Source organism: Streptomyces longisporoflavus (genome assembly GCF_014649775.1).
Lineage (GTDB): Bacteria > Actinomycetota > Actinomycetes > Streptomycetales > Streptomycetaceae > Streptomyces > Streptomyces longisporoflavus.
On sequence record NZ_BMTR01000034.1, the window covers coordinates 1 to 23,716 of the forward strand.

At 68.6% G+C, this 23,716-nt stretch carries 23 protein-coding genes and 2 pseudogenes; 8 read left to right on the forward strand and 17 right to left on the reverse strand.

What is annotated here, in order from left to right; genetic code table 11:
* Positions 1-113, reverse strand: a pseudogene (locus tag IE226_RS38075) (VOC family protein); the annotation flags it as partial.
* Positions 114-531: 418 nt separating this feature from the next.
* Between IE226_RS38075 and IE226_RS38080 the strand changes: the two are divergent.
* A complete protein-coding gene (locus tag IE226_RS38080) occupies positions 532-936 on the forward strand; it encodes a hypothetical protein (RefSeq protein ID WP_190086099.1) in 405 nt (134 codons plus the stop codon).
* A gap of 445 nt (positions 937-1,381) precedes the next feature.
* Here IE226_RS38080 and IE226_RS38085 read toward each other — a convergent pair whose 3' ends face one another.
* Both IE226_RS38085 and IE226_RS38090 read right to left on the reverse strand, forming a co-directional pair.
* Positions 1,382-1,714, reverse strand: a complete 333-nt coding sequence (locus tag IE226_RS38085) for an ArsR/SmtB family transcription factor (RefSeq protein ID WP_190086145.1) — start codon at positions 1,712-1,714, stop codon at positions 1,382-1,384.
* Positions 1,715-1,892: 178 nt separating this feature from the next.
* Positions 1,893-2,267 carry a roadblock/LC7 domain-containing protein gene (locus IE226_RS38090; protein WP_190086100.1) on the reverse strand — a complete coding sequence of 125 codons (375 nt, stop codon included), beginning with the start codon at positions 2,265-2,267 and terminating at the stop codon, positions 1,893-1,895.
* Positions 2,268-2,590: 323 nt separating this feature from the next.
* Here IE226_RS38090 and IE226_RS44420 point away from each other — a divergent pair.
* Positions 2,591-2,812 (forward strand): annotated as a pseudogene (locus tag IE226_RS44420) (DUF6192 family protein); the annotation flags it as partial.
* Positions 2,813-3,006: 194 nt separating this feature from the next.
* On the opposite strand, the gene IE226_RS38095 reads toward IE226_RS44420, so the two are convergent.
* Positions 3,007-3,825: a hypothetical protein gene (locus IE226_RS38095; RefSeq protein WP_190086101.1), complete on the reverse strand. Its 819-nt coding sequence runs from the start codon at positions 3,823-3,825 to the stop codon at positions 3,007-3,009.
* Between the two features lie 192 nt (positions 3,826-4,017).
* Between IE226_RS38095 and IE226_RS38100 the strand changes: the two genes are divergently transcribed.
* The 3 genes from IE226_RS38100 to IE226_RS44425 all read left to right on the forward strand — a co-directional run bounded on the left by IE226_RS38100 (position 4,018) and on the right by IE226_RS44425 (position 5,395).
* Positions 4,018-4,263, forward strand: a complete 246-nt coding sequence (locus IE226_RS38100; RefSeq protein ID WP_190086102.1) for a hypothetical protein — start codon at positions 4,018-4,020, stop codon at positions 4,261-4,263.
* Complete coding sequence (locus IE226_RS44955) at positions 4,260-4,391, forward strand: hypothetical protein (protein ID WP_268251312.1); 132 nt, start codon at positions 4,260-4,262, stop codon at positions 4,389-4,391. The genes IE226_RS38100 and IE226_RS44955 overlap by 4 nt, the downstream gene beginning before the upstream one ends.
* A 479-nt stretch (positions 4,392-4,870) precedes the next feature.
* Positions 4,871-5,395 (forward strand): hypothetical protein, encoded by a 525-nt coding sequence (locus tag IE226_RS44425; protein ID WP_229871806.1) that lies wholly within the window; start codon positions 4,871-4,873, stop codon positions 5,393-5,395.
* Positions 5,396-5,888: 493 nt separating this feature from the next.
* On the opposite strand, the gene IE226_RS38110 is transcribed toward IE226_RS44425, so the two are convergent.
* The 4 genes from IE226_RS38110 to IE226_RS38125 all read right to left on the reverse strand — a co-directional run bounded on the left by IE226_RS38110 (position 5,889) and on the right by IE226_RS38125 (position 10,537).
* Positions 5,889-6,323 carry a hypothetical protein gene (locus tag IE226_RS38110; protein WP_190086103.1) on the reverse strand — a complete coding sequence of 145 codons (435 nt, stop codon included), beginning with the start codon at positions 6,321-6,323 and terminating at the stop codon, positions 5,889-5,891.
* A 112-nt stretch (positions 6,324-6,435) separates the two neighbouring features.
* On the reverse strand, positions 6,436-7,482 hold the full coding sequence (locus IE226_RS38115; RefSeq protein WP_190086104.1) for an HD domain-containing protein: 1,047 nt from the start codon (positions 7,480-7,482) through the stop codon (positions 6,436-6,438).
* Complete coding sequence (locus IE226_RS38120; protein ID WP_190086105.1) at positions 7,413-8,660, reverse strand: radical SAM family protein; 1,248 nt, start codon at positions 8,658-8,660, stop codon at positions 7,413-7,415. Before IE226_RS38120 ends, IE226_RS38115 begins: the two co-directional genes overlap by 70 nt.
* Positions 8,657-10,537 carry a phosphotransferase gene (locus IE226_RS38125; RefSeq protein ID WP_190086106.1) on the reverse strand — a complete coding sequence of 627 codons (1,881 nt, stop codon included), beginning with the start codon at positions 10,535-10,537 and terminating at the stop codon, positions 8,657-8,659. Before IE226_RS38125 ends, IE226_RS38120 begins: the two co-directional genes overlap by 4 nt.
* 624 nt (positions 10,538-11,161) lie before the next feature.
* Here IE226_RS38125 and IE226_RS38130 point away from each other — a divergent pair.
* The gene (locus tag IE226_RS38130) at positions 11,162-11,365 is read left to right on the forward strand and encodes a hypothetical protein (protein WP_190086107.1); all 204 of its coding nucleotides are present in this window, start codon (positions 11,162-11,164) and stop codon (positions 11,363-11,365) included.
* Positions 11,366-11,393: 28 nt separating this feature from the next.
* Here the strand turns inward: IE226_RS38130 and IE226_RS38135 are convergent, their stop codons facing one another.
* The 7 genes from IE226_RS38135 to IE226_RS38165 all read right to left on the reverse strand — a co-directional run bounded on the left by IE226_RS38135 (position 11,394) and on the right by IE226_RS38165 (position 18,217).
* Positions 11,394-12,080 (reverse strand): hypothetical protein, encoded by a 687-nt coding sequence (locus IE226_RS38135; RefSeq protein ID WP_229871807.1) that lies wholly within the window; start codon positions 12,078-12,080, stop codon positions 11,394-11,396.
* 212 nt (positions 12,081-12,292) lie between these two features.
* Positions 12,293-12,601, reverse strand: coding sequence for a hypothetical protein (locus tag IE226_RS38140; RefSeq protein WP_190086108.1), 309 nt, complete (start codon positions 12,599-12,601; stop codon positions 12,293-12,295).
* Positions 12,602-12,710: 109 nt separating this feature from the next.
* Positions 12,711-13,358 (reverse strand): DUF6461 domain-containing protein, encoded by a 648-nt coding sequence (locus tag IE226_RS38145; protein WP_229871808.1) that lies wholly within the window; start codon positions 13,356-13,358, stop codon positions 12,711-12,713.
* Positions 13,359-13,661: 303 nt separating this feature from the next.
* Positions 13,662-14,210: an enoyl-CoA hydratase/isomerase family protein gene (locus IE226_RS38150; protein WP_190086109.1), complete on the reverse strand. Its 549-nt coding sequence runs from the start codon at positions 14,208-14,210 to the stop codon at positions 13,662-13,664.
* An 88-nt stretch (positions 14,211-14,298) separates the two neighbouring features.
* Entirely contained in the window at positions 14,299-15,834 is a 1,536-nt protein-coding gene (locus IE226_RS38155) for an alpha/beta fold hydrolase (RefSeq protein ID WP_190086110.1), read from the reverse strand.
* A 305-nt stretch (positions 15,835-16,139) separates the two neighbouring features.
* Positions 16,140-16,994, reverse strand: coding sequence for an alpha/beta hydrolase (locus tag IE226_RS38160; RefSeq protein ID WP_190086111.1), 855 nt, complete (start codon positions 16,992-16,994; stop codon positions 16,140-16,142).
* The gene (locus tag IE226_RS38165) at positions 16,991-18,217 is read right to left on the reverse strand and encodes a metal-dependent hydrolase family protein (RefSeq protein ID WP_190086112.1); all 1,227 of its coding nucleotides are present in this window, start codon (positions 18,215-18,217) and stop codon (positions 16,991-16,993) included. The genes IE226_RS38160 and IE226_RS38165 overlap by 4 nt, the downstream gene beginning before the upstream one ends.
* A gap of 52 nt (positions 18,218-18,269) precedes the next feature.
* Here IE226_RS38165 and IE226_RS38170 point away from each other — a divergent pair, with 52 nt between their 5' ends.
* Positions 18,270-18,878, forward strand: coding sequence for a TetR/AcrR family transcriptional regulator (locus tag IE226_RS38170; RefSeq protein ID WP_190086113.1), 609 nt, complete (start codon positions 18,270-18,272; stop codon positions 18,876-18,878).
* 37 nt (positions 18,879-18,915) lie between these two features.
* Positions 18,916-20,226, forward strand: a complete 1,311-nt coding sequence (locus tag IE226_RS38175) for an NAD(P)/FAD-dependent oxidoreductase (protein WP_190086114.1) — start codon at positions 18,916-18,918, stop codon at positions 20,224-20,226.
* 742 nt (positions 20,227-20,968) lie between these two features.
* Here the strand turns inward: IE226_RS38175 and IE226_RS38180 are convergent.
* A complete protein-coding gene (locus IE226_RS38180) occupies positions 20,969-22,342 on the reverse strand; it encodes a tryptophanase (protein ID WP_190086115.1) in 1,374 nt (457 codons plus the stop codon).
* Positions 22,315-23,571, reverse strand: coding sequence for a tryptophan dimethylallyltransferase family protein (locus IE226_RS38185; RefSeq protein WP_190086116.1), 1,257 nt, complete (start codon positions 23,569-23,571; stop codon positions 22,315-22,317). Before IE226_RS38185 ends, IE226_RS38180 begins: the two co-directional genes overlap by 28 nt.
* Between the last annotated feature and the right edge of the window lie 145 nt (positions 23,572-23,716).

The window sequence follows — 23,716 nt, forward strand, 5'->3', positions numbered from 1 at the left end:
CAGTCGTCTCCTTCGCGATCGAGCACTACGAAGTCCAGGACCTCGCACCAGAACCGCGCCAGTAGCTCGGGGTCGCGGCAACCGAGCACGAGTTCACTGATACGGCATGCCATGGACGCAACCTGCTTTCGACGTAGAACTGCCGGGGCGACGGCGTGCGGAACTCCGGGGCTCCCCGGAGGGGGAACATGATCGAGACCGTATCGGGTGAAGCGAGCAGGCGGGAAGGTTTTTTGGCGTCGCCCCGGCTGCCAGCGCGGGAGGCCCGGGCCGCGCCCGGCCAGTCGCGTGACTGCCGATCGTCCTGAGCGTGCCGCTTGGCGCGGAGCGGGGTGACGTACCGAACGGCGCGCGTCGTGCACGGCCCGGTGACCTTCTTGGCCTTGACCCCCACCAGGCGTGAGTGCCAATGTATGGCACTTTTCACGGACTTCATTCTTATAGGGGTCTTTGTGCATGACTTGGGGGCGTTGAGACCAGGATTCCTCCGTCCTGTCCGGTGAGTGCCGGACAGCACTATGAGGAGGACACATGCGCAAGCGCCTCTCCGCGACGGTGGCGGTTCTCGCCGCTGCCCTGCTGGCGGTTGGGTCGGGCTCGGCTGTGGCAGCCGACCCTACCAAGGCGATCGCTCCCTACGCACAGGCCGCGGCATCGGTTGCCGCCAACGGCGACGTGCTGCTCGCCAAGAACGTCGACGAGGTCACCAACCCGTCCGCGGGCCGCTATTGCGTCCATATCTCCGACCCGGACATTGACCTCGCCCGCAGCATCCCGACGGGGACTCTGAACGGGTACGAGGCCAGGGGCGGGTCGGTGCGGGTGTTCACCAAGCCGGTGGGTGTGTGCAACAGCGACCCGAACACGGCCTACGTGAGCGTCTTCGACAAGGACGGCGCTTTCACGAACGCCGCGTTCTTCTTCACCATCCAGTAGACGCCGCCGTCAGTGCGTCGTGACACGGGGCCCGGCGCTGCCGGGCCCCGTGTTCTTGGTGGCTGCGGCCGGCTCGGAGCTCCAGGACAGGAGACATACGAGGAGGACGTGCGTGACCTCACGCCGGAAGATCATGCCCTGCGCCCGGGGCGCGGGGCCGTCAAACCAGGTCGTGGTCTTCTCCCACGAGTTGCAGCCGCTGAATGCCTACCAGGACCCGGCAGGCTGCCAGACGCTATGCCCGACAGCGCATGAGCTGTCGAACCTCACCGACAAGCCCGTGGAGATCTACGATGATCCGCACTGCCCGGGGGCCTCGCAGGAAGTGCGGCCCGGCTACGGAACGCATCTGCGGGGTGTCGTGGGTTCGTTCTCGGCGCAGGGCCCCGGAGAACGCGCAGAGAGGCGGAAGCCGGGTTGCCGGCCGGTGTCGTCGGTGTTCTGTTTATCTTTCGGCGTTCTGGAGGTCGGCCAGCAGGGCGCTTTGGCCGGCGAGGAGTTCGGTGAGGATGCGGCGTGCTGCCCGCAGGAGTTCGGCGACGTCGCCTCCGGCCAGGGCGTAGCTGACCGTGGTGCCCTCGCGGATGGAGACGACGATGCCGGACCGGCGCAGCACGGCGAGTTGTTGGGAGAGGTTGGACGGTTCGATGTCGATGTCGGTGAGCAGATCCCGTACGGACACCGGCCCGTCCTGCAGCAGCTCCAGTACACGGATGCGCACGGGGTGGCCGAGCATGCGGAAGAACTCTGCTTTGACCTGATAGAGGGGGCGCTGCACAGGATCGCTCACTTCCCTGACTCGGATAAGGCTGCGGACGGGCGTGGCGGCCCGGCCGCCCGGTGCACCGTTTCGATTCTTTACCCGCCGGAGCCGCCGGAGCCGGGAGTTCGCCAGATGCAGACATCCAGACGTGAAGAACTCTGCAACCAGCGGGCAAAAAAAGGGGCGCCGCAGCTCAGAGTTCCAGTTGCTCCTCGGCGCGCTTGAGGTGGTGCCGCGCCATGGCGAGGTTGGAGCGGCCGTTGTCGATGACGAGGTAGATGAACAGCCCGTTCCCGGACCTGCCCGCCACCGGGCGGATGAGGTGGTACTGGCTGCCCAGGGTGATCAGGACGTCCTCGATCCTGTCTTTGAGGCCGAGCATCTCCATGGTGCGCGTCTTGGCGCGGATCACGTCGGTGTTTCCCGCGGCGGCGACGGTCAGGTCCAGATTCTTGCCGCCGCCCAGGGTGCCCAGCGCCATGCCGCTGGTGTAGTCGACGACGGCGGTTCCTACCGCCCCCTCGACTTCGGTCAGCAGGGTCTTGAGCGTCACTTCCACACTGGTCATGAATTCTCCTCCACCGATAGGTACGAGGGCTGTTTCGGGCCCTGTGCGGGCAACCTAGGCGGCGCGTACCTGCCTGCGCGGCAGATACCCGAAGCGGCTGCGGCCGTGGGCCCGGGCGCGATAAGGCATCGGCCGCAACCGGTCCTTCATCCGCGGCCCGACCGACGGCCGGGCAGGAACCTTCCCTGATCACGACGCTGCTGCCTTCCCCCTTCTCCAGCGCGCGAGGAGGTGTCCCGGCCTGCCCTGCTGCGCCCGGCCGGGGCCGAGGACCGGGCGCGCTTCGAGGCGCTCGCCGGCCTCGCGCACCGTACGAGGGAGGCATGGCCGCACCGGCGAGCAGCCGCTGGAATCGCGCGCTGTCTGCGCCCCGCCGATGCGCTGAGCGGGCCTGTGACTTCGGCAGGAACGACTGGTCAAAGGATGCGGCGAAGCGGGCCCGGGGCTGGAACGTGCGGGATCCGGTGTCGGTACAGGGCAAGGTGACCGCGATCCACGGCCGGGCCGCCGGCGGCCGGGTCGCGGCGGACCTGCTGCGCAGGCCCGCGGTCGCGGGCGGGCAGCGTGGCCGCGTGAGGTGGCGCAGGCCGCCCGGGTGCGGTTCGGGGAGCTCCCGCGGCGGGTGTCGGGGCGGCCTGTTCGGGCCCGTCCGGCCGTATCCCGGCAACGCGTTGCCGCGCTGGCCACCGCACGCGGGCCGCGCCCCGGCGCGGGCAGCGGGGGCGCGGCCGCGTGCGTCCTACCCGTTGTCGGGCTCGTTGTCGGGCCGGCCGTTGCCTTCGCTGGTCCTCTCGGCTGCGGCCCGGTCGTCGATGACGATCGCGACGGGCTCGGCGCCCCGGCCTTGGTGCGGATTTTCGACGACGGCCCGGACGGTGTCGGTGAGCCGGGCATGGAGGTGAGCGGCGATGGCACGGGTGCCGGGTGTGTCCCCGGTGCGGCTGACGTCGCCGAGGCTGGTGATGGCGGCCACGAGGCTGGGCCCTGAGACGGCCGCGGTGACGGACCCGTTTTGGATGGTGACGGCGCCGGGCACGTGGAAGTGCTGGTCGGGGCCCGCGTGTTTGACGAGGAACTCCCAGGTGTCGCGGTGGGCTTGGAGGGTGGCCGCGGAGATTCCGGCGGCAGCGCGGAGGATGGTCTCGCCTGCCGCAGTCGTCTTGGCCGGTGCGGATGCTTCGGGCTTCTGGTCTTGGACGGGGGGCGGTTCGGGAGCGGGGCTGCGCTCTTGCGGGGTGGGTGGCGGGGGTGCGGCTACGGTTTTGGCGTGGTGGTCGAGCCGGCTGATGCTGCTGCGGATGGCGACGAGTTCGGTGCTGAGGTGGGTGAGCGGTCCGGACACGGTTTCGTTGGCGCGGGCGAGGCCTTCGCGGATCACGGCCCGGTTTTCGCTCAGGCCGCTGTTGAGGGCGGCCGTGGCGTCCTGCCGGATCTGGTCGATGGCGAGCTGCTGGTCAGAAGCCTGCTGCTTGAGTGCGGACAGGTCTGAGCCGATCTGTGCGAGCTGGCCGAGTACCTGCCGCAGCAGATCTGCGTTGTCGTTGCCGAAGAACGCCATGAGCCCCCCTGGTCGTCAGCTGACCTGGTCAGAGTGAGGCTCGGTTGAAATGTCGACAAGCGCGCGAACCGGCCATCGGGTGGCACATACCCGGCGCACGTGCCGGAGCGCACTACCGCGCGCCGGCCTGTCCGTCGGGTTCGTTGTCGGCGAGCGCACTGTCCTCGCCCCTCCCCGCCGCGCGCCCTGAAGGTGATACCGCTCAAGCCCGCCGTCTATGAGGTGACCGGCGACGAGTTCGCCGCCGAGCTGCCGGTGCCGGTGCCCCTGGACGTCACCAGTCACGCACCGGGCGTCCAGTTCGCCGCCCTCTCGCGCATCCAGGAGCGCGCCGGTATCCGGTTCGTGCACTCCACCGGGAGCGAACGGATCAGCAACACGCGGTGGCGGACCTGCGACTACACCTACCAGGCCTACCGGGCGGCGTTCGGCCGGTGAACGAGCGCTACTGGGTCGACGCGCAGGAGGCCGAGCGCCGCCGGGAGACCCTCGACGCGCAGTACGCCGCGGTCGGTGTCACCGACCGCGGGCGAACAGTCGCCATCGACGTCGCCGCGGCGCTGTAGCGGCAGCACTTCCTTCGTCGAGGGGCTCCGGAGCACAGGCCGGCGCCACGCGGTCCGGCTCCAGCCCGATCTTGTGGGGATGGACGCAGGCCGCAGTCCCCTCGGCCGTGTAGCGAAAGCCGTCGTCGGGGTCGAACGGCGCCTCGCGGCTGGGCCGGTCATAGACCACGAACGCTGCGCGGGGCAGCCGCTTGGACGGGCAGATCCCGCACACCGGCCGGCCCGGATCGTCCACGTCGGGGGCGATGTACGGCGCCTGGTCGTCCATACCGCGGCAGCGTACGGGAATCGTGCCCGCCCCCGGGTCCGCCGTCGCGTCGCCTGCGCCGGCACGACGCTGCAAGACACCCGCCTCGCCTTCGTCAACGGCTGCCGGCCACGCCATCGCCAGTTCAACGCGCTCTCCGGGGTGCGGTGTTCACCGGCCGGATGGCGGGGGCAGTCTCTACGCTGGACGCACGTTGCGCCGGGAGGCCCTCATGGAACCGCACGCCGAGCAGGAGGCCGCCAAGCCGCGTCCCGACTACCCGCCGAAGACGCCCCCGCCGCCGAAGAAGCCGCCGTCACCGCCGCCGCCCCAGACACGGGTGGAGCCGTCCTCCTTCCCGCTGTCGCAGCACGGATCGGGCTCCGGCCGGCCGGTGATGAAGAACCGGCCGGGCGCCGCATGGCAGTTGGAATCCCGGCCGTGGGCGGGCGCCAGGGCGTACAAGGAGGTCAGCGCGCGGCTCGCCAAGTGGGGGATGCGCGCCCCCGACCACCTCGAAAGCCTGCTGCGGCACATGGTCGCCGTCGTCGTCGCGGACGGCGGCCGCCACATCAGCGTGCACCTGGCCGAGCAGAACCGCCAGATCCTCCTTCTGGCGCTCGGCCACCGGCGCTCGGACATCGCCGTCGGCGACGACGTGTTGCCGCGCATGCTGGAGCTGGGTGCGGTGAGTTGCAGCGCGGAGATGACGGCCGAGGGCCGTCAGGTGTGGGCCGTCCTGGACCTGACGGCATAAAAGGGGCCCAGCCGACGGGGACCGGCGCTTGGTCATCGTGGCCGGGCACAGCGCGTCCCCGCCACGCCTCCATTGGTCCGGGAGGTGACGGGGTGCGACGGCTGCGGCTGTGCGCGCGGGGCTGCCAGGGGAAGGCGCAGGGGTTGTGCGGCGGTCTGCCGATCGCGGCGCTTGCGCACCGCGACGACGTCCGGGGCAAGCAAAGCGAGGTCAAGCGTCACCGACAAGCCGGTGGGAGCGGCGTGTTCGCCGGCTGGAGGTCACCGCCGTGCCGGGCGATGAGGTCCGCTTCGGCGAGAAGTCCGGCGATACCTCGGATCAGGGCCGGTTCGAGGACTGCCAGGTGAGCGCACAGCACCACCGGGGAATATCGCCGTGGCCCGCGCCGTCTCCGGGCGTCTGCATTCCTGGACCTTGTGCTGCCGATGCCGGCCGGGCTCACGGCGACGGGGAAGCCAGCAGTATCGTGGCGCAGCCGCCTCGGTGCGTCATCTCACAAACGGCGGAGCCCCATCGCCTTCTGCGCTGCGCTCACCACGTCGCGGCGCCCTTTTGACGCGGCTGCCAGGGCCTCCGCTCGCTCGGACGCGGACCCGGCGTCCTGCACTCTGCGCTGGCGTCGCAGGAGGTCTTCGCCGGCGCGCATTACGTCGGGAGGCGACAGCAGACGCAGCCGCGTCAGCTGATTGCGCATCTCGCCGTACTGCCCGGCCATCGCCTCGGCCGACGAGGTGTCAGGCGGCATCGCCGACTTCTTCGCGAGGTCGGAGTGCTGCCAACTCGCCGACAGAAATGCGACGAACGCGTCCGTCAGGGCCTCGCGCGCCCACTTGCGTTGCTCTCTGCGTCCCCCGATGACAGTCGTCACCACCAACGTGGCGACGCTGGTCACCGCGGCGGCCCACGCCGCGTATTCACCCGCATTCATCACTGCAGTATTCCTGGCCGGGTCCTGCCGGCCAACCTGCGTAAACGCCCTGGGCTCCATCTTGAACAGGCGAGCAGATGCCCGTTACAGCGGCGCGCAGGGCGGTTTGTCCTCAGGAGACGAACGCCGACTCGGGTGTTTCCCGGGACACGTACTCGATGTCCGCCACGAACTGCGAGGCCTCGAAGGGCGAGTTCCGTGCCAGGACGTCCGATACGAACTCGTATTCGTCGATCTGCAGCAGTCGTTGCCTGGCGTTTTCCACGTGTCGGAGGTACCAGGGGACGACTTCGTTCCTGATCCAGGAGGAATGGCAGACTTTCTCGTTGTTCAGCGGGAAGACCACCGGTGCGATGAACCTTTCGCGGACGTACCTGGTGAGCCCCAGGAGACGGGTGCTGTCCGACGTCAGTCCACTCGCGCTGTGGCGATCGAGGAATTCCTTCAGCAGCGCGCCGAAGACGTAGCGGAAATCCTCCTGGTACTCGGCGACGCGCGGTTCACCCGTACCGTGGAACTTCCGCGCCATCCCCTCGCACAGGCCGTACCACTGGCTCTCGCACAGAGAGAGCTCCAGCCGTTCCTCCACGTCCCCGGGGATGGCCCGGGGGTGCAGGTTGAGTCCCGTCACAGCGAAGAGGATGTCCTCGATCGCTCCGGTGAGGGCATCCGCCAGGAGGACGGTCCTGCCCTCGCGCGACAGGGCTGACGCCGCCTTCTCATGGATGGCTCGCAGGTCGCGCACATCGCGCTGGTCAAGCCCGTGGTCGTCGGCAAAGTAGTTGGCCACATTGGCGGCCTGATTGAAGTTGCCGCGTTCCGCGTTGTGGGCGAAGGGCCATCTGTTCAGGTCGTGCAGCCAGACCAGCCGCTGAACCCGCTCGACTTCTTCCGCGCCGGTGATGGCGCACATCATCCGGGCTGCCAGTGCCACGCGTTCGACGTGCCACAGGCGGGCGAACACCGCGAGCCGGGGGTCGTCCTTCTCTCCGTACACAGTGATGAAGCCGGTGATGCGGCGGAGCCGGCCGACGCGCGAATCAATCCCCCTCCACAGAAGGGAACTTTCCCCCGCAATGAGCTCATTCATCAGGGCACCATACCTTCGAAGGGAGTTCCCCAGCCGTCCTTCGCGTGCCGCCTGGCTGCCGCGGGCCACCCACTCTCCCAGGCCCGCCGCCATACGATCGAGCGCGCGACGACCACATACCGACCTCGCAGGGCATGCAGCATCGTGTTGTAGTCGAATTCCGAAACCGCGGCATCGACGTGGAGCTGTTTCTGGGCCTCGTCGACCAGGAGACGACGGTGACCGATCCGCAGAAATCGTGCGGTTCTCGCTTGTAGCTCCGCGGGGTCGTTCAGCAGGCCGCCCGTCTGAGGTGTGCTGCCCGCGCACAGTTGACGCTGCCTCGCCGGGCACGAACACGGGATGCACCGGTCGGCGAAGACGGCGGGATTCCACGTACCCAACTGCTCCCGTGCGGAGTGGACGAGGGCCAGGGCGCAGGAACTGTGCCGGTAGAGCGGGTATTCCGCCTTTCGTCCGAAGTGGACCAGCTGGACCCAGCGCTCCCGGTCGAAGACCTCGGTCATACCTTCCGTGGCCCGCATCGTCGCCGCGAGATGCGTCCGCAGGCGCGGATCGTCCTGCGGTACGCCGGGGCCGAGCCGCAGACCGCTCAGGACCGAGCAGCGCATGCCCGAGGTGCGAAGGGCCTCGATGACCGTCTCCAAACCCGCTGCGTCCGGATGTAGTTCGCGCACGAACGGCCGCCAGAAGTGGACGGCGTGCTGGTTTCTCGATGCGCTCACCATCCGGGCGTTGGCCAGTGTTTCCTCCAAGTCCGCGGTCCTGCCCGCCTCCAGAGGGACCCCGGCAGCGTGTGCGAGCGATTGGCTGAAGAACCACACGACGGGCCAGCCAATGGCATCGATCTCGGCGACGAGGTCCTCTCGCAGGACCGACTTGGTGATCAGGACCATCGTTCGCGGCGGAATGCGCCGCGACAGCTCCCGGAGAACCTCAATGGTCGCCCGGCGGTTCTCCGGACTCATCAGCATGTCGGTGTGGTTCCCGAGGCAGAGCGGCGTGAGGTCATCCTGCGGGTCGATCACCTCTGCGCGGCGCCCGTGCAGATACCGGCGGACCAGGTCGGCCAACTCCCGCGCCGTAACGCGGGCGAAGGGCTTGACGGCGCGCATTCCGACGGTACCCAGGTAGCAGTAGGCGCAGTTGGCTGGGCAGCCGAGCACCGGATCGAGGGTGATCCAGGTGTCGTGCTCAGCGATGAGCGGTGGCAGGGAAACCGGGGTCCGCGCAGCAGCCGGAGTCATTGCCACAGCTCCAGGAACGCGACGCGCAGGGCTTCGTAGCCGCCCTCCTTCGTCCTGGTCTCGTCCACGGGGTCCGAGTGTTTCCAGTGGAACGCGAATGTCTCCTCGATCAGGCTCCTGCTGTGGAGCCCGGAGGCGTGGAATTGCAGCTCGAACGAGTCGAAGAGCAGCTTCTGCCGCTTGCTGCGCGGGGTCCTGAAGTAAGGCTCGTAGAAGGATGTCTCCTCGGTGACGAGCAGGGTGGCGCCCACCGCGAACCGGCACAGGCGCAGCTCGATGAGCGAGCCGAACTCTTCCCGAAGGAGATCGAATCCTCCCAGGCTCTCCTCGGTCTTCCTGAGCAGGCTGGGGTTGGGCGCATAGGGGCCGTCGTCGTGCTCCGCGTAGGACATGGAAAGGCCGAAGTACTCCGGCATGTGGGGGCTGCAGACGGCGACCTGGAGACCGCCCCCGGCAGCGAGGAGGTCTCGGATCTCCCCGTTGAACTGGCCCCGCGGCGAGAGGTACGACTGCCCGGTTTCGGCGAGCAGCCGGATGGTCGAGATGCGGCCGGCAGCATCTTCCAGCGCGGCCTTCTTGGCGGCGTTGCGCTGTTGGTTGACCACGCGCTCGGATCCGCGGGTCGGGACGAACGCCGCCCGGCACCGTAGTGCGGAGGCGAGTACCTGAGGGGCGGTCGATATACGCGTACGTGTCTCCCCGGCCCCGGAGAGACGCCGGCGAAGGGCGCAGATGAGGTAGATCAGGGACGCCGCGTCCGGCTCGTCGTGCCCCATGGCGGCGCCGGCTGTCCACCGCGTCCGCTTCAGGCACTCCCTGAGGAGGAACCAGCGGTACATCATCATGGCCCCGGGCAGTGCCATTTGCGGCAGAGCCTGGTACATCACCTGGCGCCACTGGGTGATGCACCTGATCTGACGGTCGATTCCGGACCGCGCCCCTTCGCCGAGGCTGACCTCGTCCCGCAGCAGATGCGCAGCCGCTTCGAGCAGCTTCGTGTGGTCCAGTGCCTGATCGCCGCCGTCGATTCGCTCGGTGGTCCTAAAGAGCAGATCGATCTCGAAGCGGGCGAAGTCCTCGAACACGTGGCCGCGGCGCCCGTTGCCGTAGTCAATGAAGTGGACTTCCGAATGGACGGAGTCCACCAGGACGTTGGCGAACCGCACGTCCCCGTGCAGGAGTCGGTCGTCGTGCACGGGAGCGACCCGGATCGACGTGGTGCTCTCCTCCCACCACTCGCGGAATCCGGCGAGTTCCGGCAGGTCGGGGCAGAAGGAGCGCGCCGTGTTGAGGGCGGCGAGTATGCCCATGTCCCATCGCAGGGGCGGCAGATACTTCAGCAGGGGCTGAGGGGCCTTCGAGTCGCGGACGCTCGTGCTGGCGGCGAGGTTCAGTGCGACGATGCGCAGACATTCGCGCAACGTCGACTCGGAGGGGGATTCGTCGCGGTTGAGGCTCCAGAGATAGGTAGCGATGAGCTCGGCGAAGTCGCCGAAGTTGCTGATCTCCGCGAACGTCTTCCCGCCGACGTACGGGTACACAACCGCGGACCACAGCTCCGACCGGGACTCGATCTCCACCTCGACCGGCCCGAACGTCCCGTCGAGCCCGTGTTCGGTCAGCCAGGGGTCGCCGCCGGTGTACCCCGACCGGTTCTCGTGCTCGGCGGCCATCTGCTCGCGCGGTCCGGCCTTCAGGACGAGCGGGTCAAGGTGTCCGGTCCATACCAGGGCCACAAGAGATCCGGTGTAGCCGCCGGGAAGCAGGCGCGCCACAGGTTCGTCCTCGGGCGCGGAGCCCGACAGTGCCGCGACACACCCGATGAGGCGGCGGATGTCTCCGCTGGAGAGATGCGCGTGATGACCGACGATCTGCAACGAGCCTCCTGGTTTCAGGATCAAACCCGCTAGTTCGGTGCTGCGGACCCCTGCCTGCACCGCTTTCAACCATACGCTCGCCCTGATGCCCTGTCAGCGCGCCCATCTGGCAGCGCTTTTGTTCCCTCAGTGCATGTCCGCCGGTCAGCCTGGGGTTAGTGATACGGGTGGGGTCCCTGCTCAAGCACGAGGCACCCTGGTCGCCTTGACGGCGGGCCCGGAGAACGCGAGCACGCGAGCATGCGGACGAACCGCGACCAGGCGTCCGGGTCGTGCACGGCGAGCGCGAAGACATGGCGGTTGTACCAGTGGGCGAAGCGCGCGGAGAGCGGCTGGGCGGCGGGGGACCACTTGAGGTTGCGTGCCGTGGCGGAGAAGTATTCGGCGGAGTTCCCGGATGGGCCGACGCCGCGCTCTCCCCGTCGGCGTGTGCTGGCTCAATCTGCAGGAAGGCTGGTGGCGCATCTTCCGCAAAGCCGCGCCGGCCGGCCAGTCGTTCGCCGACTGCGGCGACGTCGAACACGCCACCACCCTCGCCACCAGCCGGCGCAACAACCGTGCCAGCCCCTGGATCTGCGGCAGACCCGCACCACGTACCACCAACCCACCTGCTACGGCGCCGATATGCGTACACCGTTCGTGGAATCAGCACCAGGGCCGGCGGTGCTGAACCGCCGTCTGGTCAGCGACGACGAGACCATGCCCGCCCGCCGGGAAGCCATGGTTGACCGGGTTATGGCCGGCCTCATGGCCCGCCGCCTCAACGGTTGGGGCGCCGTCTCCTGGTGTGATGCGGCGAAACCAAACTATCTGCGTATTTCGGAATGAATCACCAGGAGGGCCGGAAGTCGACCTTCTATTCCTTCCGGTCGTCCCATGCCTTCCGATACCAGCCCCTGTAGGACGCCAGCAGCGCCGCGAGCGCGGCGCCAAGCCGGGGATCGGAGCCCGGGGCATGGAGCAGTACGGCCTCGGACGAGGGTTTGTGCTCCATGGTCTTTTGGCCGTCCGCACGCCATCTCACGCGCCGTGGCGCGCGCGGGAGGTCACCGTTGTCCAGCACGGCGCCGATGAGGGCGAAGGGAAGCAGAGGAGCCAACAGCCAACAGAAACCCCACCAGAAGAGCCGTCCCTTGTAGCCCACGGCGTTTGGCCCGCCGGCCTGCGACACCGTCCAGCGGACACGCAAACCGCCGCCCCTGAACGCCTTGCGGCGCGTAATGGTGCCGATGATCTGCCCGTAGGCGTCAAGCACCTGGTAGGTCACACGGTGCCCCTCGACGGACTGCGTGACCAGGCGGGCCAGCATCTGCGTACGTTGCTCGTCGCCCCACAGGAGGAAGGAACGGGCCCCCTTCTTGCGGTCGCCGCGGTACGCGGGGATGCCGCCGGGCGGCAGCTCGCGTTCCACGTGCGCCAGGACGTGCGGCTGCACTCCGGGCCCCGCGATGTGGATGGGATACACGGGCGGCGCCAGGAGTCCGCCGGCTTGCGTGCTCCCACGCGGTCGCGGGGTGTCGTGCATGGTGAGACTGACGGTCATGGGCCCTGCTTTCCCTCGGTGGCGTCCGGGCGGCGGCGAGTGCGGGTGGTGTCCGGCGCCGCGGCGTCCGGCCCGGGGCTCCGCTCAGCAGCCGCCTCGCGCCTGAATGCAGGAACTGTAGTGCGTCCTCGAAAGGGCGCCTGCAGAGGTAGGGCTGCGACCCCCTGTGAGCGCAGACAGCGCAAGAACCCAAGCCCTCGCCAGAGCAGCTTTCAAAGATCGAAATCGGGCCGCAGCGCCTGACCCACCCGCTCCATCGCCTCCGGGGGCGACGGTGCCACGCGCTGCGCTCCGGCGCACCGGTCAGAGCGGAGTTGCTGCACAGTGACCGCGGCAGCCGTGCATGGCATCAGGTCACCGATGACCGCCCGGGCGCCCTCGTTCGCGGCGTAGTGCTCGGAGTAGGCCGCGTCCGCGCCGCGCGCGAACTCCTCGATGTCGACCGGCCATCGGCCTTCCCCGCTCGCCCACGGCCATCGCTCGGCCCGGTAGGCGGCCAAGCCGTCGGCACCTGGGGCCATGACGCCCACCCGTTGGCGTTCGACGACACGGCGCCACGAGCAGCCCCCGAAGGCGCCCCCTGCGGTCGGACGGTGCCGTTCGCCCCGACTGACGTCACGGGCAGCACCGTCAGCCGAACTTCAGGACCACCAGCGGAACCTGACGCAGGGCGCTCAGGGTGAGCGGGAGGCCGGCCAGAGCACAGACGGCACGCATGGCGATGGAACTGTCGGCCTCGCCCGGCTCGATGCCTTCCGCCTCCACGGTGCCGGCGGCTTCGAATGCCGCGCGCAGTTCGGCGGGCATACGGGGAAGATCCTCCTCCAGGGCGAGGCAGTCGACGTCGACCCATGCGACCTGCTTGCCGTCGACGGCATAGGTGAGGCTGGCATCCCCGTTGATGCTGAACACGCTCGTGGCCGCCGTCCGTCCATCGGCGGACAGTGCCTCCGCCGCGTCCTCGAAGGTGAACCCGGAGTCGTCGTAGACGAAGGTCCACTCGCCGACGCGTCCCGCCAACAGCGCCGCGGACGATCCCGGCTCCATACCGAGAGCCGCGCACGGCAGTGACGTCCACTCGTCCGGCCTGCTGTCGGGCAGTTCGCAGGGCTGCATCAACCTCGTTTTGGCGCCGAGCCTTTCCAGCGCCTCCGCCGGTTCGATGCCGTGTACGACGTGCAGGATGTGGTAGGGGTCCTCGGAGGCCAGATCAGTGATCCATATCGGCGTTCCTTCGGGATCGAGCGTGTGCGGCGGGAAGCCGGGCGTGGGCATCATGGACCTCTTTCCTCAGTGGCGCGTGCTGGCCTCCCCGGCAGCGGTGCCGCAGGTGACGCCGGGAGGACCTGCGGCTGGCAACGCCCCGATCGGGGAATGACGACGGTTACCGTAGCCCCCGCCCCCTCGCCGCACCCGGCAACTGGACCTGTTGCACCGGTAATTCAGAACGACGGGAGGCATCCAACGAGCACACGTACTCGCCGTCCTGAGTGGCGAACTCGGCGGCGGGGCACTGAGTCCGGCCGCCTGTCGCCGTACGCGCAGCTGCGGATCACGCGTTTAGACCAGGTCTAAGCTGCTTCAGGCGAGGCCGTCGATCAGGTCCTCGAGGCGGCGCTCCCCGTCCCGGGTCTGCGCGCCGGCGGGCAGTGTGTCGACGACATGGTCGAGCTCGGCAGCCGGCACGGCCCGGTTCACCCAGCCGATCCGTTCCGCGGTCGGGGCATCGACCAGCGGGCCGCTGAGAATGATCTCCAGCGCGCGTGCGCGGCCGACGAGGCCGGGCAGATAGACGGTGCCTCCCGCGCCCGGGATGATGCCCATCGTGTCTTCCGGCTGAGCCAAGCCGGCATGCTCACGAGCCGCGAACCGCATGTCCATCGCGGACAGCAGTTCCGCACCGCCTCCGCGTACCGGCCCGCGCAGCTTGGCGATGGTGATCTGCGGCAGGGTCCGGATGCGTTCGTGCAGCCGCATCATCGGATTCAAGGAGGGGTCCTGCTCCGAGGCGACGTCAAGCGCCGCGAACGACTGAGGGTCCTCGGCGATGCGCATGTCTCCGTGCGCGATGAAGAAGTCCGGGTCCGCGCTGTCGAAAGGGATCACTCGGACGTCGGCGGCGGCGAACATGCCGGGGGAGTGGGAGCGGTGCGCCCCACAGACGGGGGTGGCCTCCCGCGCGGGCAGCGTGGGAGGCCACGAGTCTCGGCTCGGTGCGTCAGGCCCGGCAGGACACGTCGTGCCCGGGTAGCCTGCCGTCGGCCAAGTAGGAGTTGACCTGCGTGTCCGCGCACGAGTTGCCGTACTCGCCGTAGATCCCGTGTTGGTTGGCGCCGGGCAGGGTCACGAGGCGGGAGTGGGACCACCGATCCCGTACCTGCCGGGCGCCGGCATAGGTGGTACGGGTGTCGCCGGTGGCATTGACCAACAGGGCCGGGACGTTGTTGTCGACCACGGTCGGAGCTTCCGCCGGGCCGTCCCAGAACTCGCACGCGGTGATGTTGTACGACAGCGGGGCGGCGAAGGGGTGTTTCTTGCGGGCGGCTTGGATGTCGCGCCAGTAGCTCTGGGTCCCGCGCTGCGTCGCGACATCTCCGCACAGGATGGCGGCCTGCGCGCTGCCCTGTTGTGAACCGGCCTTGGTGGTCATGGCTGCCAGCAGCCCGGACAACTCCGCTCCGGGCTCGGCGTGTTGCCCGTCGGCGGCGTGCGCGAGCGTTCGGGTTGCGGTGGCCAGGTCGGCCCGGGGCTTGTCGAGGTCGCTGCCCAGGCCGCTGAAGTAGACCAGGGGAACGAAGTGTTCGTCGACGCGGAAGTCGCCGACCCGTAGCGGCTTCTCGGCCGCGGCCTGCTGGATGCGACGCACGGTGGCCAGCACTGAGCCGGCGGTGCGGCCCAGGGCGTAGGTGTCGTGCCGGGCGGCAGTCCAGGACGCCCAGGCGTGCAGCGCTCGTTCGTTGGCTTCCGTGGAGTCGGCGAGGAGTGTCTGGGTGTATCGGGCGGGGTCGATGACACCGTCCAGCACCATGCGGTCGGTGCGGCCGGGGAACAGTTCGGTGTAGACCTGTCCGAGGTAGGAGCCGTAGGAGTAGCCGAGGTAGGAGATCTGCTGCGCGCCCAGCGCTGCCCGGACGATGTCCATGTCCCTGGCCGTATTGCGGGTGCTGACGTAGGGCAGCACATCTGCGTTCGTCTCTCGGCACCGCTTCGCGAGGTCGCGCTGACGGGCGACCGAGTGCTTGAACCCGGCCCGGCCCTTGCCGGCCGAGAAGACCGTGGAACCGATGTCCCAGCCGCAGTCCAGCGGCGTGGAGCGGCCGACGAAGCGCGGGTCCAGGCCGATGAGGTCGTACTTCTTGGCGACCTTTCCCATGGCTGCGCCGACGGTGAGCGGCATGTCGAGACTCGGCCCGCCGGGGCCGCCGTTGTTGAGGAGCAGTGGGCCGACGCGGTGTGCTGGATCGGCGGCGCGGAGCCGGGATATGGCTATGGTGAGGGTGCGGCCGCCGGGGTCGGTGTAGTCCAGTGGCACGGTGAGGTCGGCACACTGGGCTCCCGCGTCATCGAGCTTCTGTCCATCGGGGTCGTCGGGTCCTTGCGCACAGTTGTGCCAGTCGATGTCCTGGGTGTGGAATCTCCCGAGGTCCGAGGGCTTCTGGGTCGCATGCGCGGCTGTGACGGGCGACGCTCCCGCTGCCACGGCCAGCATGACGGCACTGGCAACGGCCGCTTGTCCACCTCTGGTCATCTGCATATACGGCACGCTAGGCGCGCGATCGCCCGGTCTCGCTGCGGCCATCCCCCGAGTTGGGCCTGGGGATAGCCCTACTGGGCTCGATCCGCTTTGACGGACATCTGAGATCGATCCATGCCGTCCAGCGCGAGGATCGCGCTTCCTTCCATGGCATTGGCGCCCTCGATCATCCCGTACCGGCACCGCGTGCAACCAACGGGACTTCTTGCTCCGGGCACGCACGCACCACGGTCACGCTCGGCCACCCGTACCCCTCCAGAGCAGTCGAGTTACTTGGGACGGAAGGAGAGCTGCGGCGTCCCGGCTCACTGGGCGCGGCAGGTCCTGAGGTAGCTGAGGAACGATGCCTGCAGCCCGGTCACGTGCGTTTCGTGCATGAGTGCGCTGGTGACGGATCCGCCGCGTGAGGTGAGGCGGTGAAGGAACGTGGCCGTGTTCTTCGTGAGGTTCTGGTAGACCGCCAGGTCTCCGAGGATCTCCTGCTCGTTGAAGGTCACGTGCAGCTTGGTGTCGGGCAGGGTGTCGCCCATTGCTTCCAGCCGGGCGAAGACCTGACTGTCCGCGTTGACGATACCGGGGCTGCCCGCGCCGATGCTCTCGAAGAAGGTGCTTTTGGTGAGCCAGGCGTAGAGACTGAAGAGTCCGCCGTAGGAATAGCCGAAAAGGCCGTGACCGCTCGGGGCCGTGCCGTAGTCGCGTTCGATCCGCGCATGCAGGTCGTCGGTAAGGAAGTCCAGGAACATGTCCCCGCGGCTGTCGCTCAATTCAGCGAGGTAGGCGTCGGCTTGCGCGCGCGTCATCGTGCCCCTGTCGACCCCCATCTCCACCGCATCGATGAACTCCTTCGCGATGGGTTCGCCGGGGGGCACGAGGTCGCGGTTGCGCAACCGCTCCCAGTGCTCGGCTTCCTCGCCCGCGTACCCCACGCTGACTTGCACGTAGGGCTGAACCGACTGCATGGGGTCCAGTTGCGTGACGATGAGTGGAGCGGTCATGCCCACTGCCCAGTTGCCGTCGAGCACGTACACGACAGGCGCCGGCGCCGCGGCGGGGTCGTAGCGCGGTGGCGTGGTGACCCAGATGCCGTAGTCGTGCCCACCCCCGGAGCGCATCTCGAAGTAGTCGGTGTGGGCGAGGCAGCCCTGCCACATGGTGCTCATCTGAGGTCCTTTACGATTTGGCCGGCCTGGATGACGACGACGGCGTTGGTGGGGTCGGAGAACAGTTCCGGGTCTTCGAGCGGGTTGCCGTTCCACAGAACGAGGTCTGCCTGCGCGCCGGGAGTGATGACACCCACCTGACCGGCCAGGCCGAGGATCCCGGCGTTGGTCCGGGTCGCCGCCACGAGCGCTTCCATCGGCGTTTCGAGGGCTGCGCGCAGAGTGAGTTCTTTGCCGCGCCGGGCCTGGGCCGGACCGATGAGGTCGGAGCCCAGCCCGATCCGCACTCCTGCGTGCTTGGCGACAGCGAGGGCCTTCGTCATCTGCTCGCGTACGCCCTTGACTCGGTCGCGGGCCGACTCGGCGAGACCGGCTCCGGCGGTGTCGTGCAGCAGTTGCTCGACGACAGCGAACGTGGGCACGAGGGCGATATCGCGAGCGGCCATCAGGTCCGCCGTGGATTCGTCGAGGCTGGTGCCGTGCTCGACACAGCGCACCCCGGCCTCGACCGCATTTCGTATGCCCTCGTTGTTGTGGGCGTGAACTGTCACATAGGTGTTCCGTGCCTCGGCTTCTTGCACCGCGGCAGCGATCTCTTCGACGGTGAACTGGGTATCGGTCAGTCGGTCATGTGCGCCCACCACTCCGCCGGTCACGCAGAGCTTGAGGAAGGAGGCTCCGCGACGGAAGGCTTCGCGGACGTTGTGCCGCAGCTCGTCCGCGTTGCCCGCCATCATGGACAGGGCGCACAGGCCCGGGATGTGGTGGCTGCTCCACAGCTCGGTGGGTTCCCATTCGGCTCCGTAGTAGCCATGCCCGCCGATCTGGCACTGAACAGGTCCGCACGACAGGACGCGCGGCCCTCTGACCTTGCTCTTCGCGATCGCGGTGACGACACCGCCGTCGATCCCGCCGGTGTCGCGAACCGTGGTGAAACCGGCGTCGAGCGTCGCGCCGGCCGTGGCGAAGATGTCCGCCGCGATCTCGGCGGCGCTGATCTGAAACGAGAAGTGCGGCTGGATCGGGCTGGACAGGCCCAGATGGACGTGGGCGTCGATCAGGCCGGGCGTCATCGTCAATCCCTCGGCATCGAGACGCTCGCCGTGCGCGCCGGAGGCACCGAGTCGGGTGATGCGGCCGTCCTCGACAGTGACGTCGACGTTGCCGGGGTCGCGCCCCGATCCGTCGATGACCGTCGCGCCGACCACATGATCAGGTCCCATCGTCGATCCTCCGCCGTTGCGAATCTTCTTTTCCAATGGATAAACTGCGGGAGTGATCCTGTCAACCTCGCAACGCAACGGCAGCGCGCGCGAACGACTCCTGGCACGGCTTCTCGACGCCTTCGGTGAGGCCCTTCCCCCACCGGAGATGTCGCTCCGTGAGATCGCCGCCCGGATCGAGACCAGCCACGCCCTGCTGCGCTACCACTTCGGGTCGCTCCCGGGCGTCTTGGCCGCCATGCTCACGGCCCAGCGATCCCGTGACAACGAAGCACTTCTGGAGGCCGCCCAGCAGGGCACCTTCGACGATTTCGTCGCGGCGATCTGGCGTACTTACACCCGGCCGGAGCAGCTGTCGCGTGTCCGCGGCTTCTTCTACGTCGTCGGCCTGGCCGCGTACGCCCCCGAGGACTTCCGTGAGTTCGTGGAGTCGATCGACGACCTGACCGTGATGCTGTCCTCACTCGCGGAACGCGAAGGGCTCAAGGCGAAGGAAGCGCGGGAAGTGGCCACCGTCACCGTTGCCGCGATTCGCGGCCTCCTCCTGCAGGAAGTCCTCACTCCCGGCACCCGCTCGGACGACGCGGTCACCTTGATCTTGCGCATGAGCGAGAGCCGAAGAGAGGGCCGACCCGATCCACGATCACGTCCGGAACGTTGAGGGGCCCTGGTCCGGCAAGAAGAAGGTGAGTTGGAACATGACTGAGAGCACAGACATAGTCGTCGTCGGGGCCGGGGTCATCGGATCCTCCATCGCTCTCGAACTGGCGCGCAGTGGCCTGCGGGTGGTCGTGGTCGACAAGTTCGGCGGCGCAGGCAACGGCTCCACCAGCGCCTCGAGCGCCGTGGTCCGCTTCACATATTCCACGATCGCGGGCGTCAGTGCTGCGTGGGAGTCCCGTCACTGCTGGGAAGCATGGCGCGACCATCTCCAAGCACCCGCCGGTGAACCCCTCGCAGCGTTCAACCGCTGCGGCGTCACCCTGCTGGACGTGGCCTTCGCACCCCGCAGCCTGTTCACGCGCCACTTCGACAAGGTCGGTGTCCCCTACGAGCAATGGGATGCACAGGAGCTGTCCGAGCGGTTGCCCGCCGTGGACACCGGCCGGTATTTCCCGCCCCGCCCCGTGGACGACGACGAGTTCTTCGCCGACGCGTCCGCGCGGCTCGGTGCTCTGCACACACCGGACGGGGGCTTTGTCGACGATCCGCAACTCGCCGCGCACAACCTTGCTACGGCGGCCCAGCGGCACGGAGCCGTCTTCCGGTGGAAGGCCCCCGTCAGCGCGGTGATCCGGAGCGGGGGGCGCGTGCGCGGGGTGCGCCTCAAGGATGGCACCGAACTGTCCGCCGGCGTGGTCGTCAACGCGGCCGGTCCGTGGTCGGGACAGCTGAACCGGCTCGCGGGAGTGGGCGGCGACTTCTCCGTCGGTCTGCGGCCGCTGCGCCAGGAGGTGCACCACGTAGCGGCGCCCGCCGGCTACCACGACGCCGGCGGCGACGGGCACGCACCGGTGCTGGCCGATATGGACCTCGGTACGTATATACGGCCCGAGGGCCGGGAGTTCCTGCTGGTCGGCGGCACGGAACCCGAGTGCGACCCGCTGGAATGGCTCGACGAGCCGGACGACGGGAGCCCTCTTCCGACCGTGTCGCGGTTCAGGACGCAAGTGACGCGTGCGGCTCGCCGACTGCCCGGCCTGCGCGTTCCCAACAAGCCCCGGGGTGTGGCGGGCGTGTACGACGTGACCGACGACTGGACCCCCGTGTACGACCGGACCGAACTTGCCGGTTTCTACGTGGCCATCGGCACCAGCGGCAATCAGTTCAAGAACGCGCCGCTGGTGGGCCGCCTCATGACCACGCTGATCCATGGTGTCGAGGGCGGGCACGACCACGACCGCAGTGCGCTCACGCACACCTGCGAACACACCGGGCAGACCATCGACCTCGGTGCGTTCTCACGCCGACGTAGGCCGGCCCCGTCCACGGGCACAGTCCTCGGCTGACGCCGGGCCGCCGGGGGCCGGTCAGGCGGCTGATGCGCTCGCGGTCATCCGGCAGCGCATCAGCCATCTGACGGCGCGAGAAGGCACACGGAGCTGCAGGAGCTCGCCGACTGGGAGCACACGGCTGTGGTGGTGCACTGGGTGCGGCTCGGGCACGGCCGGCACCGGCTCTTGGCGAACCCGGCCATGATCAGCGGGGCCCGCGGTGGGTGAGGAAGTCGGGTAGGGGCGGTGCCGGTGGAGGTGTCCCGGGAGCCGGAGGGTGTCCTTTCCGGTGGCAAGGATCCTGGTCTTGGGCTTGGTGGGGTTCTTGCCCGGGCGGACCGGTCGGCCGTAGCGGTGCCCCCCGGCCTCATCGACCAGTTCGCCCAGCAGGCGAAGGGAGGCGCAGACTACTTCTTCGAGTGCGGCGCGGACCGCTTCGGTGATCAGGTCCAGGGGCCGGCCTGGTGCGCGAGCGCGTACGACCCAGCGCAGCGACTCCACCCACGTCCTGGCCGCGGTGCGCGACCTGACCCGCCTGGAGCACCTGCACTGTCAGATGCGGGACTCGCCACCGGGACGGGGGCGGAGGGACAACAGGCACCTCGACAGTTGCGTCGGTCGGCGGAACTACCCGGGCATGCCCGTTGACCATGCTGTCGCACCGGGAAACTGCAAGGTCCCCGACAGAGTCAAGCTCAAGAAGTGGAGCCGGCGTTGCCGGCCCCACTCTTGGGCGACGCGACGTGTCGGGTAGGGATCAGCCGTCGGACCGCACGGGCTCCAGCTTGATGCTGAAATGGCGAAGGATCGGCGACTGGCCCACGATGCGGTAGCCGTGCACCGATTCGGGGTTTTTGGCTATGTCCGCCAGGGTGGCGGCGACATGGTCGTAGTGGCTGCGGGTGTAGACCCGACGGGGGAGTGCCAGCCGCACGAGTTCATAAGGTGCGGTCTTGACGGAGTTGCCTTGTTCGTCCTCTTCTCCGAGGTACAGGCTGCCCAGCTCCGCCGAGCGGATGCCTCCGCGGAGGTAGAGCTCACAGACCAGTGCGGTGCCCGGGTACTGGTGCGGGGGGATGTGGGGCAGCAGCCGCCCGGCGTTGACGTAGAGGGCGTGCAGGCCTGCCGGCTCCACGATGTCGACTCCGGCCTCGCGGATGCGCGTGGCGAGGTAGGCGGCTATGTCGGCGCGTTCGGCGAGGTAGGCCGGTTCGGTGACTTCCACGAGTCCGCGGGCCATCATGTCGAGGTCACGGCCGGCCAGGCCGCCGTAGGTGGTGAAGCCCTCGGTGGCGATGAGCAGGCCCGCGCACTTCTCGGCGAGTTCAGGGTCCTTGAGACCGATGAAGCCGCCGATGTGGACGATGCCGTCCTTCTTCGCGCTCATGACGCAGCCGTCCGCGAGGCGGAAGGCTTCCTCGGCGACCTGGCGGGGGGTGCGGTTGGCGTAGCCGGGCTCGCGCTGGGTCACCAGCCAGGCGTTCTCCGCGAAACGTGCGGCATCCAGGATCAGGGGCACGTCGTGGCGGCGGCACAGTTCGGCGGTCCGGTGCAGGTTCTCCATGCTGACCGGCTGGCCACCGCCACCGTTGTTGGTGATGGTCATCAGCACGGCCGCCACGGGCGCTTGATGCGCGTTCTCCAACGCCTGCTCGAGGGCGAACAGGTCGATGTTGCCCTTGAACGGGTAATCGCTGTCGAGGTCCTTCGCCTCGGCGCAGGGCAGGTCGTAGGCCTGGCAGCCGGTCAGTTCGACGTTGGCGCGGGTGGTGTCGAAGTGGGTGTTGGACAGCACGCTCGTGCCGGGCTTGAGCAGCGCGGAGAACAGGATGCGCTCGGCGGCGCGGCCCTGGTGTGTCGGCAGGATGTGGGGGTATCCGGTGAGTTCGGAGACGACCTCGTGCCACCGGTAGTAGCTGCGGCTGCCGGCGTAGGACTCGTCGCCGTGCATGCCCGCGGCGAGCTGGTCCGCGGAGATGGCTCCGGTCCCCGAGTCGCTCAGCAGGTCGATGGTGACCTCGTCGGCACGCAGATCGAAGGGGTTGTAGGCGACCCGCTTCAGCGCGGCCTCGCGCTCCGCTCGGGTGGTGAAGGAGATCGGTTCTACAACTTTGATGCGGTACGGCTCCACGAGACTTCCTTTGGTGCGGTGTGCGGGATGGCGTGATCGGCGGCCTTGCGACCGGAGTTCAGAGCGCTCTGGGTGCGTTGTGCAGCTAACAGGCCTACCTGCGCGTACTGCTCTGTCGGCGCCCTGGTCAGATAGGCCTCAGAGGACAGATAGGCCGTGATGCGGGGCCGGCGGTTTCGCTCGTACACGAGAGCGAGGTAGGCGATCAGCCCCACACCGTCGGTGAGCTGTCGTTGTGTGAGAGCGCGCAGGCTTTGGCGCAGGACCGTGGGGTCCATGCCGAACCGGGTCAGCAGGGCGGTTGCCCGGTCGAGGGCCTCCTCGTCGTCGCGCACGTAGTCACGGACGGGGATGTGGAGCGTGAAGCCGCTGGGGTCGCTGTCACCTTCGGTGAAGGAATGGCAGGTGAGCGCGGGCCGCCGCAGCAGGCGCGGCATACCGTCCCCTTGCTGCCCGGATGGCCGGAGGGATCCGGCGGCCGCGTGGAAGAAGTGCCGGATGTCTGCCGATGCGGCCCCGGAGTCATGGCTGAGCGCGCAGGCGTCGTCGGCCGACATACGCGTGTGCTTCACGTAGACCTTGACGCGAGGTGACTCCCAGGAGCCCAGGTCCAGTGCGAGGAACGGATAGCCCGCCGCGGGGGGAAGCTGCGCGAAGGCCTTGTCGTAGCCAAGTCGGCGTAGCGCCTCTTGCACGGTGTGTGCGGCGTGCTCGGGTCCGGCGGCGGAGGGGTTCAGATAGACCTTGACGCCGGGGACGCCTCCCGCGCGCAGATCGAGCGCGTACCACAGTGACAGCGGCCCCTCGGCCGTGGCGGGGAGGAACAAGTCGTGCAGGGCGTCGAGTTGACCGGTGGAGAAGTTCCAGCGGGCGGCCATCGCGTGGATGGCCTCGAGTCCGGCACGGCCGCTGTCGCCCATGTCCTCGTGGGCCCATCCGGGCTCCACGAGTACCCGCAGTGCCGGGGTGGCGTCCGACGTGCTGGCCAGGGAGAACTCGACGGGGGTGTGGTCGTCGGAGAGGAAGCTGGGCGACGCCGGGGGCAGAGACAACGGTCGCCGGGCGGAGTCCGCGAGGGAGTCGAGCAGGACCTGTCCGTACAGCGCGGTGTCCGCCTCGCTCAGGCCCACCGTGGCGCCGAGGCGCTGTAGTTGTCCCAGCACGTGATCGCCGAGCGTTGCCTTGCCGGGTTCGTCTGCCGGTATGCCCGTCTCCGGCAGGGACGTCATCGCGTTCCTCGCACGGCACGGCGCAAGGAGCGTTTGCAGGGTGCGGAGGTACGGGGACGTGCTGCGCCGACGAGGCGGGAGACGAGGGCCGATGCGCCGTGAGCGGCGGGTATTCGGCCCTGCGCCTTTTCGGGGTCGTCGCACC

Bases quoted from the DNA above. Each gene is read 5' to 3' on its own strand.
- IE226_RS38185 (WP_190086116.1), bottom strand. From the start codon at position 23,571: ATGACGTCCCTGCCGGAGACGGGCATACCGGCAGACGAACCCGGCAAG.
- IE226_RS38130 (WP_190086107.1), top strand. From the start codon at position 11,162: ATGCGTACACCGTTCGTGGAATCAGCACCAGGGCCGGCGGTGCTGAAC.
- IE226_RS38175 (WP_190086114.1), top strand. From the start codon at position 18,916: ATGACTGAGAGCACAGACATAGTCGTCGTCGGGGCCGGGGTCATCGGA.
- IE226_RS38095 (WP_190086101.1), bottom strand. From the start codon at position 3,825: ATGGCGTTCTTCGGCAACGACAACGCAGATCTGCTGCGGCAGGTACTC.
- IE226_RS38080 (WP_190086099.1), top strand. From the start codon at position 532: ATGCGCAAGCGCCTCTCCGCGACGGTGGCGGTTCTCGCCGCTGCCCTG.
- IE226_RS38160 (WP_190086111.1), bottom strand. From the start codon at position 16,994: ATGAGCACCATGTGGCAGGGCTGCCTCGCCCACACCGACTACTTCGAG.
- IE226_RS38150 (WP_190086109.1), bottom strand. From the start codon at position 14,210: ATGTTCGCCGCCGCCGACGTCCGAGTGATCCCTTTCGACAGCGCGGAC.
- IE226_RS38110 (WP_190086103.1), bottom strand. From the start codon at position 6,323: ATGAATGCGGGTGAATACGCGGCGTGGGCCGCCGCGGTGACCAGCGTC.
- IE226_RS38145 (WP_229871808.1), bottom strand. From the start codon at position 13,358: ATGATGCCCACGCCCGGCTTCCCGCCGCACACGCTCGATCCCGAAGGA.
- IE226_RS38120 (WP_190086105.1), bottom strand. From the start codon at position 8,660: ATGACTCCGGCTGCTGCGCGGACCCCGGTTTCCCTGCCACCGCTCATC.
- IE226_RS38140 (WP_190086108.1), bottom strand. From the start codon at position 12,601: ATGGCCCCAGGTGCCGACGGCTTGGCCGCCTACCGGGCCGAGCGATGG.
- IE226_RS38135 (WP_229871807.1), bottom strand. From the start codon at position 12,080: ATGACCGTCAGTCTCACCATGCACGACACCCCGCGACCGCGTGGGAGC.
- IE226_RS38090 (WP_190086100.1), bottom strand. From the start codon at position 2,267: ATGACCAGTGTGGAAGTGACGCTCAAGACCCTGCTGACCGAAGTCGAG.
- IE226_RS38165 (WP_190086112.1), bottom strand. From the start codon at position 18,217: ATGGGACCTGATCATGTGGTCGGCGCGACGGTCATCGACGGATCGGGG.
- IE226_RS38155 (WP_190086110.1), bottom strand. From the start codon at position 15,834: ATGCAGATGACCAGAGGTGGACAAGCGGCCGTTGCCAGTGCCGTCATG.
- IE226_RS44425 (WP_229871806.1), top strand. From the start codon at position 4,871: ATGGAACCGCACGCCGAGCAGGAGGCCGCCAAGCCGCGTCCCGACTAC.